We start from the raw sequence: 11,578 nt of genomic DNA on the forward strand, positions 1-11,578 counted from the left end.
ATGTCCGTGCCTTACGGCGCACCCCAACAGCAGCCGCCGGGTCCGGCACAGCACCAGGCACCGCCTCAGGCCCCCGGCGCCCCCGGCGCCAACAGCATCAACCTCGGCATGATCCTCCCGCTGGTCGCGGCGGGTCTCGGCCTCGTCGCCTACCTCGTCGCGTTCGCCGACGACGTCAGCGGCAACGTCACCTACCTGCTCGCGGCGGGCATGCTCGCCGGCCTCTCGGTGCTGCCGAGCATCCCGAAGGGGTTCCTGCCGGTCGGTGCGATCCTCGCGGCGGTGCAGACGCTGCTGCAGCTGCAGGGCATCATCAAGTCGCCGTCCGTGCAGGGCCTCGACATCGTGCTGCTCATCGTGGCGCTGCTGGAGACGGCGGCGATCGTGCTCGCCTTCCTGCTCGCCGAGGGCATCGTGAAGTTCGAGCCGAAGCCCGCGAACCCGTACGCCGGTCAGCAGGGCCCGCCCGGTGGCTGGAGCCCGCAGTCCGGCGCGTTCCCACAGCAGGGTCAGCACCCGCAGTCCGGTGCGTTCCAGCAGCAGGCCCCGCAGCAGTCGTTCGGCCAGCAGCAGCAGTTCGGTCAGCAGCCGCAGCAGCCCGCGCAGCCCCAGGGCCAGCCGGGTCAGCCGCCGCAGCAGACCAGCTTCATGCCGCAGCCGGGCCAGTTCGGTTCGCCGGGCACGCCGCCCGGTGGCTTCGGCGGACCGCAGCAGTAAGGTCCGCACACCGTTCGACCTCTGTGTCGGATTCTTCCTGGGGTGGTGCCGGTCTTCCGGTGCCACCCCAGTCGTATGACCCGGCGTGCCTGCCCCGAATGGCTCAGCCAGCCTGACACAGTGGAGAAGTGCCCGTGCTGCAACGCGATGTGACCCGCGAGGTCACCACCGTGCGTCCGCCGGAGTTCTCGCGGTCCGAACGCATGCGCGTGCTGGTCGCTGCCGCTGTCGGGTCCGTGGTCGTCGGGTACGCCGCCGTCGCCGCGGTGCTCGCGCTGGTCTCCGCGACGGCCACGTACGCCGACTTCTCCACCTCCGGGGTGCTCAGCGCCTCCGCGCCCGCGTGGCTGGCCGCGCACCACGTGCCGTTGCGCTTCGACGCGGGCCAGCTCGGGGTGCTGCCGCTGCTGCCCACCGCGTTGCTGATGCTGCTCGTCGGCCGCACGGCCGCGGGTACGGCCGACCGCCTCGGCCTCTACGAACCACTGCAGGCGCGCGGTGTCGTGCTGAGCATCGCCGGTTCGCACGCCGTCGTCGGCGGCACGATCGCGTTGCTGATGGGCGACGGTGTCGTGCGCGCCACGCCGGCCGTCGCGTTCTTCGGCTGTGCCGCCGTCTCCGGACTCGCCGCCACGATCGGCGTCGCCCGCCGCTGCGGCCTGGTCGAGGTGGTGTTCGACAAGCTCGACCCGGTGGCGCTGCACGGTCTGCGCGCCGGGTTCATGGCATTGTTCGCGCTGGTCAGCGTGGGTGCGCTGGCGGTGGCGGCAGGGCTTGCGACCTCGTGGCCCACGACCAGCGGCCTCTTCGCCCAGGCCGGTCCGTCGTTCGGTGTGGGCCTCGGCGTGCTGCTGCTGTGCCTCGGTTACCTGCCGAACGCGATCATCGCCGGCTTCTCCTACGTCGCGGGCGCCGGGTTCTCGCTGGGCGGGGTCGAGGTCTCGCCGCTGCGGTTCGTCGGCGGCCCGGTGCCGCCGGTGCCGCTGCTGGCGGCGATGCCGGAGAACACGGCCGTGTGGACGCCCGCCGTGCTGGTGGGAGCGGCGGCCGTCGGCGTGCTCGTCGGCTGGATCTGCCGCAAGGTCTCCGACCGGCCGACCTCGCGGGTGCGCGCGGTGCTGGTCGCCGCGATCACCGCCGGCGTGGGCAGCCTGGTGCTCGCCGCGACGGCCGGTGGACGGCTCGCGGGCGGTGCGTTCGACCCCGTTACGGTGCCGGCCGGCCTGCTGGCGTTGCTCGTGGTGCTGTGGGTGCTGGTGCCGGGTGCGCTGGTCGCCTGGCTCGCCGGGAACCGCGTGAAGGCCGCGGCGGCGGACGGTGCCGCCGGGTTCGCCGAACCGGACTACGAGTCCGACGACGAGGCCGCCGACACCGACGTCGTGTTCGAGGACGACGAGCTCACCGACCAGTTCGAGCAGCTGGAAGTGGTCGGCGCCGACGAGTTCGAGGTCGAGGAGGGCCTCGAGGACGACGACTACTACGACGAAGACTCGTACGACGAAGAAGACTTCGAGGACGACGATCCCGAAGACGTCGGCGAAGACGTGGCCGAAGACGTCGACATCGACGACGAAGACGTTGCGGACGAAGAGGAACCGGCCGCCGAGTCCGACGAGGACCTCGACGCCGAGTTCGACGAGATGCTGGGCATGGAGCCCGAGGAGGACCTGGACGGCAAGCCGGAACGGTGACGTCATAGGCTGCCCCTGAGCTGCTGCAACACCACGCCACGCCCAGGAGTAGACGCTGAGCACCGAACTTCGGCTTCCCACACCGGCGCGCGTCGTCGTACTCGTCTCCGGTTCCGGAACCCTCATGCAGGCCCTGCTGGACGCCGACCTCCCCATCGAGGTGGTGGCCGTCGGCGCCGACCGCGAGAACATCGAGGGCCTCAAGCGCGCCGAACGTGCCGGGGTGCCCCATTTCGCCGTGAAGCTGCGCGACCACGCCGACCGTGCCGCGTGGGACATCGCGCTGACCGAGGCCGTCGCGTCGTACGAGCCCGACCTGGTCGTGTCCGCCGGCTTCATGAAGATCATCGGCGAGCAGTTCCTCGCCCGCTTCGGCGGCCGGATGATCAACACCCACCCCGCGCTGCTGCCGGCCTTCCCCGGCGCGCACGGCGTGCGCGACGCCCTGGCCTACGGCGTGCGCGTCACCGGATCGACGGTGCACCTGGTCGACGCGGGCGTCGACACCGGGCCGATCCTCGCGCAGGAGGCCGTTGTCGTCGAACCCGGCGACACCGAGGAGACCCTGCACGAACGCATCAAGGTCGTCGAACGCCGGCTGCTCGTCGAGACAGTCGGCCGACTGGCCCGTGAGGGCTGCACCGTGAACGGACGAAAGGTGAGCATTCCGTGACCACTCCTGCCGAGAGGCGACCGGTCCGCCGGGCCCTGATCGGGGTCTCCGACAAGGCCGGCCTGCTGGAACTGGCCACCGGCCTGCACGCGGCCGGAGTCGAGATCGTGTCCACCGGCGGCACCGCGAAGGTGCTGGCGAACGCGGGCGTCCCCGTGACGCCGGTCGAGCAGGTCACCGGGTTCCCCGAGTGCCTCGACGGCCGCGTCAAGACGCTGCACCCGCGCGTGCACGCCGGTCTGCTCGCGGACCTGCGCAAGGACTCGCACGTCCAGCAGCTGCGCGAGATGGACATCGCGCCGTTCGACCTGCTGGTCGTGAACCTGTACCCGTTCACGCAGACCGTCGCGTCGGGTGCATCCGCCGACGACTGCGTCGAGCAGATCGACATCGGCGGGCCCGCGATGGTCCGCGCGTCGGCGAAGAACCACGCGAACGTCGCGGTCGTCGTCGACCCGTCCCGCTACGAGTGGGTGCTGGAGAACGTCCGCGAGGGCGGCTTCACCCTGGCCGACCGGCAGCGCCTGGCCGCCGACGCGTTCCGCCACACCGCGTCCTACGACGTCGCCGTGGCCTCGTGGATGGGCAACGCCCTGGCGCCGGACGACGAGGGCAGCGGCTTCCCCGGCTGGGTCGGCGCGACCTGGAACCGGTCGAACGTGCTGCGCTACGGCGAGAACCCGCACCAGAACGCCGCGATCTACACGCAGGGCGACGGCCGCGTGGGCCTGGCGTCGGCGAAGCAGTTGCACGGCAAGGAGATGTCGTACAACAACTACCTCGACGGTGACGCCGCGTGGCGTGCCGCGTGGGACCACGAACGCCCGTGCGTCGCGATCATCAAGCACGCGAACCCGTGCGGCATCGCGGTGTCCGACGTGAGCATCGCGGACGCGCACCGCAAGGCGCACGAGTGCGACCCGGTCAGCGCGTTCGGCGGCATCATCGCGGCGAACCGCGAGGTCACCGTGGAGATGGCCGAGTTCGTCTCGGAGATCTTCACCGAGGTGATCATCGCCCCGTCCTATGCGGACGGTGCGGTGGAAGTCTTGCAGCGCAAGAAGAACGTGCGCATCCTCGTGGCCGAGCCGCCGGCTCGCGGTGGCGCCGAGATGCGTCCGGTGTCCGGCGGTCTGCTGCTGCAGCAGCGCGACGCCATCGACGCCGCTGGCGACTCGCCGAAGAACTGGACGCTCGCGTGCGGTCAGCCCGCGGACGAGAAGACGCTGGCGGACCTGGAGTTCGCATGGCGCGCCATCCGTTCGGTGAAGTCGAACGCGATCCTGTTGGCGAACGACGGCGCGACCGTCGGCGTCGGCATGGGCCAGGTCAACCGGGTCGACTCGTCGCACCTCGCGGTGAAGCGCGCCGGCGAGCGGGCCAAGGGAGCGGTCGGCGCGTCCGACGCGTTCTTCCCGTTCCCGGACGGCCTGGAGGTGCTGCTGGAGGCCGGCGTGCGCGCGGTCGTGCAGCCCGGTGGCTCGGTGCGCGACCCCGAGGTGATCGCGAAGGCCGAGCAGGCGGGCATCACGCTGTACCTGACCGGTACGCGCCACTTCGCCCACTGAGTGCTCTGAGTGTTTTGAAAGGCCGCTTCCCGTTGGGGAGGCGGCCTTTTCGGTTTCAGAGCTTCGCGACCATCTCTTCCGCGATGCCCTTCGCGGCGGCTTCGAGCTCCGCGGGGTCGGGCTTGGTGTTGGCGAACAGGCCCGCGTCCCAGCCGGAGATGTCGACCTCGAAGACGGTGTCGCCCTTGCGCACGATCATCGAGAACTCGGTGAACGCCGACTTCGTCTCCACCAGCACCGCCGTGGCCTCGTCACCGAGCCCTTCGATCGGCTTCTGCTGCGGCGTGCCCTGGGTGTTGGCCATGTTCTGCGCCACGACCCGGTCGAAGTCGGTCTCCGCCTCTTCCTGCCCGCTCGTGACGTTGACGTCGGTGCTGCGGTGGCCGGTGCCGTCGACGCCCTTGGTCTGGTTCCACGAGCAGTTCGTGCGCGTGCCGTTCGACAGCTTCGCCTCGCGCGAGCCGCGCCCGTTCGGGTTCGTCGTGCGGGCCTTGGCCAGCGCGGCCTCGGACACGTTGCCGCACAACGAGGGAAGCTTGTCGGCGCGCTTGCTGCTGCCGCTGTCCGAGTTCACGTTGAGGTAGATCGCGAGAGCGGTGATGACACCGCCGAGCAGCAGCACGCCGGCGATGATCCCGACGACCAGCGGCGCCTTGCTCTTCCCGGGTGGCGGCGGAGGCCCCCAACCGGGCTGCGGCTGCTGCCAGCCGGGCGGCGGCTGTTGCCAGCCCGGAGGCGGTTGTTGCTGGCGGCCCTGCTGCGGCGGAGGTTGCTGATGCCAGCCGTGCGGAGGTGGTTGGTTCACGGTTTCCCCAGTTCCCGGTACGTCGTCGGCCACCGTAGAGGACTGCGGGCACCCGTGTGGTCGGGTCCACCAAAAGGGTGACGTTCTGGGATTGACACGGGGGTGCGCCGACGCGCTACGATCATCCCGTTCGTTCGAACAAGAGTTCGAATAAGCAAGTCGCCGAACTTCCCGCGGCGGTCGTGCACAGGGGTGCGCACGGTCTCTCGGGAGGTGGGTGGAGTGTCCAGGTCGGCAACGGCGTCGTTGGCCGCGCTCGGGGTGAACCCGGCCAGCGAGCTGACCAGCACCACCACCGACCACACCACGGGGCGGGTACTGCCGGTTCGCGGGGAACTGGCGGGCCTGCTGCCGTGGGGCGGCTTGCGGCGAGGCAGCACGGTGTCGGTGGGCGGATCGACATCGTTGCTGCTCGCCCTGCTCGCGGACGCGACCGCGGACGGCTGCTGGGCCGCCGTGGTCGGCCTGCCGCAGGTGGGAGTGCTGGCCGCGGCCGAACTCGGGGTCTCGGTGCAGCGGCTGGCACTCGTACCCCGTCCCGGCTCCGATCCGGGCCCGGTGATCGCGGCCCTGCTGGACGGCATCGACCTGGTGGCCGTCGCCTGCCCACTGCCTGCCGCGCTGGCACGCCGCCTGACGGCCCGCGCCCGCCAACGCCGCGCCGTGCTCATCGCCTTCGGCTCCTGGCCCTCGGCCGACGTGGAGCTGACCGCGGAGTCCGTGCGCTGGAACCGCCTCGACGACGGCGCGGAAACGTTGCGGCGCCAGCAGATCAGCGTGCGCAGCGGCGGCCGTGGCTCGGCGGGCAAAGCGCGCCGGGTGCTGCTGACGTTCGGCCCTGAAGAGGCATCCACGGAAATCGAGCTCCCGCTGGTGGCCGGCGACCCGGCCCGTTCCGACGAGCCGGCTGATGCCGGTCCGGACCGGGTCGACGAGCTGGCCGCCAGGCGGGTGGATATTGCCGGCGGTGCGCTGGCCGCCGGGCGGGTGGATGCCGCGAGCGGTCCACTGAAGGCCACAGGGCGAGTTGGCGTGCGTTCCGTCGCGGAAGCCGCGGGTGCGCCCTTGGCCAGGCTCGCGCAGGGGTCCCCTCCAGCCGGGGATCCCATTTTTCCAGGCGGCACCGCCGGTTTCCGCGTCGCCGGTGTTCGCGCCGCCGGTTTCCGCACCGCGAACACCACCCGAGAGCACCCGGCGTGAAGGACACCCGCCTGCTGGCGGTCTGGTGCCCCGACTGGCCCGTCGTCGCCGCCTGTACCGCCGCCGGCACCGGTCAGCACGTGCCGGTGGCGGTCGTCGACGGCAACGAGATCGTGTCCGCCTCGGCCGTGGCGCGTGCGGAGGGCATTCGCAGGGCGATGCGCAAACGCATGGCCGAGTCGATGTGCCCGGAGCTCGTCACCTTCGAGCACGACCCGCAGCGCGACGCCCGGTTCTTCGAGCCGGTCGCCGAGGCCGTCGAGGAGCTCGCGCCCGGCATCGAGGTCGTGCAGCCGGGGCTTGTCGCGGTGCCGGCGCAGGGGCCGGTCGGCTACTTCGGGACGGCGGAGCAGGCGGCTGAACGGATCGTCGACCACATCGCGACCCACACCGGCACGGAGGCGCAGGTGGGCGTGGCCGACAGTCTGTTCGCGGCCACGAAGGCCGCGCACCGCAACGTGATCGTGCCGCCGAACCGGACAGCGGAGTTCCTGCGGCCGTTGGGCGTGCACGAGCTCGACGCCGCCGAGCTGGTCGACCTGCTCAGGAGGCTCGGCCTGAAGACGCTCGGCGCGTTCGCGGACATCTCGGAGAACGCCGTGGCGTCGAGGTTCGGCGGTCCGGCGACGAGACAGCACCGTCTCGCCCGCGGCCAGCCCGAACGTCCGCTCGACAAGCGCAGGCCCGCGCCCGAACTGGCCGTCGCGGAGACGTTCGACGAACCGGTCGAGCGGATCGACGCGGCCGCGTTCGCCGCGAAGATCCTTTCGGAACGGCTGCACGAGAACCTGGCGGCGAGAAGTCTCGCGTGCACGCGGCTCGGCATCCACGCCCGCACCGAGAACGGCGAGGAGCTGCACCGGGTGTGGCGGGCCGCGGAACCGTTGACACCAAGGGGAATCGCGGACCGGGTGCGCTGGCAGCTCGACGGCTGGCTCACCCGCGAACGCCTCACCTCCGGCATCCGCACGCTCACCCTCGAACCGGTCGAGGTCGTCAACGGCACCGCGTTGCAGCTCGGGTTGTGGGGCCACGACGACGAACGCGCGGTGCGGGCGTTGCTGCACGTCCAGGGGCTGCTCGGGCCGGACGGTGTGCTCACGCCGGTGCTCGACGGCGGCAGAGGGCCGAAGGAGCAGGTCAGGCTCGTGCCGTGGGGCGATGAGCGGGTCGCGACGAGGAATCCCGATCACCCGTGGCCCGGCCGGCTCACCAGGGCGCCCGCGACGCTCGCCGACGATCCCGCCGTGCTCGAGGACGAGACCGGCGCCGACGTCGGCGTGACCGGCCGGCTCGAACTCACCGCGCAACCGAGAAAGCTGACCGTCAAAGGGAAGTCGCGGCAGATCACGGCGTGGGCCGGGCCGTGGCCGGTCGACGAGCGGTGGTGGGCGCCGGACCGGCACCGGGCCGCGCGCGTCCAGGTGCAGACGGACGACCAGGCGTTCCTGCTGATCCGCAGGGACCAGAGGTGGTTTCTGGAAGGGGTGTACGACTGATGCGAGACGACTACTGGGATCTGCTGGAGGCCCTGATCCCGTTGCCGCGCAAGGCACCTGAGCAGGGAGCCTGATGGGCTGGAACAACCCGCCGGTCCGCTGGAAGGACCTCGAACGAGCCCTCTCCGGCAAGCCCGTGGAGCAGAAACCCGACGGTGGCGACGGTCCGGCGTGGTCACGGCGCCGCGACCGGTACACCGCCCCGCCGGGTTTCGAGCTGCGCGTGGACGAGGGTGCGGTCACCCGCAAGCGCGTGCCGTACGCGGAGCTGCACTGCCATTCCAACTTCAGCTGGCTCGACGGCGCGAGCCACCCCGAGGAGCTCGTCGAGGAGGCGCAACGGCTCAAGCTCGACGCCATCGCGATCACCGACCACGACGGCATGTACGGCGTGGTGCGCTTCGCCGAGGCCGCCAAGGAGCTCGGGATGCACACGGTGTTCGGCGCCGAGCTGAGCCTCGGCCTGAGCAAGCCCGCCAACGGCGCACCGGATCCCGAGGGTGATCACCTCCTTCTCCTTGCGCGCCAACAGGACGGCTACCACGCGCTGTGCCGCACGCTCACCACCGGGCACCTCGACGACGGTGCGGAGAAGGGCAGACCCGTCTACGACATCGACCAGATCGTGGCCGACACCAAGGGTGACGTCGTGGTGCTGACGGGCTGCCGCAAGGGAACCGTCCGCAGGGCGCTCGTCAGGGAAGGCCCGGAGGCGGCGTACGAGGAGATCGTCAGGCTCACCGACCTGTTCGGCAGGGGACGCGTCCACGTCGAGCTGACCGACCACGGCCTGCCGGAGGACAGCAGGCGCAACGACATCCTGTTCGCGATGGCGCAGAAGCTGAACCTGCCCGTCGTGGCGACGAACGCCGCGCACTACGCGACCCCGAGCCGGGGCAGGCTCGCCGCCGCGATGGCCGCGGTGCGCGCGCGGAGCAGCCTCGACGAGATGGCCGGGTGGCTGCCGCCGTCACCCGCCGCGTTCCTGCGCAGCGGTGAGGAGATGTGGCACCGGTTCCGCCGGTTCCCCGGTGCCGTGCACAACGCCGCGTTGCTCGGCATGCAGCTCGCGTTCGACCTGAGGCTGGTCGCGCCGAAGCTGCCGCCGTTCGACGTGCCGCCCGGCCACACCGAGAGCAGCTGGCTGCGCGAGCTGACCTACCGGGGCGCGCGCCGGCGGTTCGGCGACGGCAACGACAAGGCGTACCAGCAGATCGAGCACGAGCTGAAGATCATCGAACAGCTCGGCTTCCCCGGCTACTTCCTCGTCGTGCACGACATCGTCCAGTTCTGCGACGACAACGGCATCCTCTGCCAGGGCCGGGGCAGCGCCGCGAACTCCGCGGTGTGCTTCGCGCTCGGCATCACCAACGTCGACGCGGTCCGCTTCGACCTGCTCTTCGAACGCTTCCTCGCCCCCGCCCGCGACGGCCCTCCCGACATCGACGTCGACATCGAGTCCGACCGGCGCGAGGAGGTCATCCAGCACGTCTACGCCAAGTACGGCCGGCGGCACGCGGCGCAGGTCGCGAACGTCATCACCTACCGCGCCCGTTCCGCGGTGCGCGACATGGCCCGCGCGCTCGGCCACTCGCCGGGCCAGCAGGACGCGTGGAGCAAGCAGATCGACAGGTGGGGCCCGCTCGCCACCACGACCGACGACTGCGACATCCCGCGCGACGTGCTGGAGCTGTCCGCACAGCTGGAGAACTTCCCGCGCCACCTCGGCATCCACTCCGGCGGCATGGTGATCTGCAACCGCCCGGTCAGCGAGGTGTGCCCGGTGGAGAAGGCGCGCATGGACAAGCGCACGGTCCTGCAGTGGGACAAGGACGACTGCGCGTCCATCGGCCTGGTGAAGTTCGACCTGCTCGGCCTCGGCATGCTCTCCGCGCTGCACTACGCCATCGACCTGGTCCGCGACCACGAGGGCGTCGAGGTCGACATCGGCCGGCTCGACCTCAACGACCAGCGCGTCTACGAGATGTTGCAGAAGGCCGACTCGGTCGGTGTCTTCCAGGTGGAAAGCCGCGCGCAGATGGCGACGTTGCCGCGCCTGAAGCCGCGCGAGTTCTACGACCTGGTCGTCGAGGTCGCGCTGATCAGGCCGGGCCCGATCCAGGGCGGCTCGGTGCACCCGTACATCCGGCGCCGCAACGAGGTCGAGAAGTGGGACTACGACCACCCGTTGCTGGAGAACGCGCTGAAGAAGACCTACGGCGTGCCGCTGTTCCAGGAGCAGCTCATGCAGATCGCGGTCGACGTGGCCGGCTTCACCGCCGCCGAGGCCGACGAACTGCGCCGCGCGATGGGCGCGAAACGGTCGACCGCCCGCATGGAACGCCTGCGCGACCGCTTCTACGAGGGCTGCGCCGCGAACGGCATCGGCGAGGAACTGGCCGGCCACATCTACGCGAAGCTGCTGGCGTTCGCCAACTTCGGCTTCCCCGAGTCGCACGCCCTGTCGTTCGCGCATCTGGTGTTCGTGAGCGCGTGGTTCAAGCTCTACCACCCGGCGGCGTTCTGCGCGGCCCTGCTGCGCGCCCAGCCGATGGGCTTCTACTCGCCGCAGTCCCTGGTGATCGACGCCCGCCGCCACGGCGTGACGGTGCACGGCCCGTGCGTGAACAAGTCGCTTCCCTGGGCGGGACTGGAACCCTTCGAAGGCGCCAATGCCGTGCGCATCGGGTTGTCCGCCGTGCGCGGCATCGGCGACGCGGACGCCGAGCGGATCGTTGCCGCCCAGCCGTTCCGCGACATGGAGGACTTCGGCACCCGCGTGCAGCTCACCGCCGCCCAGGTGGAGGCCCTCGCCACCGCGGGCGCCTTCTCCTGCTTCGGACTCGAACGCCGCGAAGCGCTGTGGGCGGCCGGTGCGGTCGCCGCCATCCGGCCCGACCGCCTGCCCGGCACCACGGTCGGCGTCGACGCCCCGGCGTTGCCCGGCATGGACGACGTCGAGCTGGCGGTGGCGGACGTCTGGGCCACGGGCCTGTCCCCGGACAGCTTCCCGACGCAGTTCGTGCGGTCCACATTGGACTCGATGGGCGCGCTGCCGGTGACGACGCTCGCCGCGGTGGAACCCGGAACGCGCGTGCTGATCGGCGGCGCGGTGACGCACCGGCAGCGGCCCGCGACGGCGGGCGGGGTCACGTTCCTCAACATCGAGGACGAGACGGGGATGGTGAACGTCGTGTGCTCGCCGGGGTTGTGGGCGCGGTACCGGCGGGTGGCGCGCAGCAGCGGTGCGATGCTCGTGCGGGGCGTGGTCGAGTCGGCCGACGGCGTGGTCAGCGTCCTGGCGGACCGGTTGCAGCACCTCGACCTGCGGATCCCGTCGAAGTCACGGGACTTCCGCTAGCGCCGGTCACGGCACTAGTTCCCCTGCCAGGATTCGTTATCTTGAGGTGAGTCCCAAAGTCTCT

General features: G+C 71.0%; 8 protein-coding genes. 7 read left to right on the plus strand and 1 reads right to left on the minus strand.

Annotated elements, in window-relative coordinates; translation table 11 throughout:
• The 4 genes from ACRSBM_RS00165 to purH all read left to right on the plus strand — a co-directional run bounded on the left by ACRSBM_RS00165 (nucleotide 1) and on the right by purH (nucleotide 4,649).
• Entirely contained in the window at nucleotides 1–717 is a 717-nt protein-coding gene (locus ACRSBM_RS00165) for a DUF5336 domain-containing protein (RefSeq protein WP_434438439.1), read from the plus strand.
• Between the two features lie 134 nt (nucleotides 718–851).
• Nucleotides 852–2,408 carry a cell division protein PerM gene (locus tag ACRSBM_RS00170; protein WP_434438441.1) on the plus strand — a complete coding sequence of 519 codons (1,557 nt, stop codon included), beginning with the start codon at nucleotides 852–854 and terminating at the stop codon, nucleotides 2,406–2,408.
• Between the two features lie 55 nt (nucleotides 2,409–2,463).
• Nucleotides 2,464–3,081 (plus strand): phosphoribosylglycinamide formyltransferase, encoded by a 618-nt coding sequence (gene purN, locus ACRSBM_RS00175; protein ID WP_434452900.1) that lies wholly within the window; start codon nucleotides 2,464–2,466, stop codon nucleotides 3,079–3,081.
• Nucleotides 3,078–4,649, plus strand: a complete 1,572-nt coding sequence (gene purH, locus ACRSBM_RS00180) for a bifunctional phosphoribosylaminoimidazolecarboxamide formyltransferase/IMP cyclohydrolase (protein WP_434438443.1) — start codon at nucleotides 3,078–3,080, stop codon at nucleotides 4,647–4,649. Before purN ends, purH begins: the two co-directional genes overlap by 4 nt.
• 55 nt (nucleotides 4,650–4,704) lie before the next feature.
• Here the strand turns inward: purH and ACRSBM_RS00185 are convergent, their stop codons facing one another.
• Nucleotides 4,705–5,454 carry a hypothetical protein gene (locus ACRSBM_RS00185; protein ID WP_434438445.1) on the minus strand — a complete coding sequence of 250 codons (750 nt, stop codon included), beginning with the start codon at nucleotides 5,452–5,454 and terminating at the stop codon, nucleotides 4,705–4,707.
• A 222-nt stretch (nucleotides 5,455–5,676) separates the two neighbouring features.
• On the opposite strand from ACRSBM_RS00185, the gene ACRSBM_RS00190 reads away from it, so the two are divergent.
• The 3 genes from ACRSBM_RS00190 to ACRSBM_RS00200 all read left to right on the plus strand — a co-directional run bounded on the left by ACRSBM_RS00190 (nucleotide 5,677) and on the right by ACRSBM_RS00200 (nucleotide 11,514).
• Nucleotides 5,677–6,654, plus strand: coding sequence for a hypothetical protein (locus ACRSBM_RS00190; protein WP_434438447.1), 978 nt, complete (start codon nucleotides 5,677–5,679; stop codon nucleotides 6,652–6,654).
• Nucleotides 6,651–8,153, plus strand: a complete 1,503-nt coding sequence (locus ACRSBM_RS00195; protein ID WP_434438449.1) for a DNA polymerase Y family protein — start codon at nucleotides 6,651–6,653, stop codon at nucleotides 8,151–8,153. Before ACRSBM_RS00190 ends, ACRSBM_RS00195 begins: the two co-directional genes overlap by 4 nt.
• Before the next feature lie 73 nt (nucleotides 8,154–8,226).
• The gene (locus tag ACRSBM_RS00200) at nucleotides 8,227–11,514 is read left to right on the plus strand and encodes an error-prone DNA polymerase (RefSeq protein WP_434438451.1); all 3,288 of its coding nucleotides are present in this window, start codon (nucleotides 8,227–8,229) and stop codon (nucleotides 11,512–11,514) included.
• The last annotated feature ends 64 nt before the right edge of the window (nucleotides 11,515–11,578 follow it).

It is taken from the genome of Lentzea xerophila, assembly GCF_051094245.1.
GTDB classification, from domain to species: Bacteria; Actinomycetota; Actinomycetes; order Mycobacteriales; family Pseudonocardiaceae; genus Lentzea; species Lentzea xerophila.

Coding starts and splice junctions, on each gene's coding strand:
- ACRSBM_RS00200 (WP_434438451.1), top strand. CDS start 8,227: ATGGGCTGGAACAACCCGCCGGTCCGCTGGAAGGACCTCGAACGAGCC.
- ACRSBM_RS00165 (WP_434438439.1), top strand. CDS start 1: ATGTCCGTGCCTTACGGCGCACCCCAACAGCAGCCGCCGGGTCCGGCA.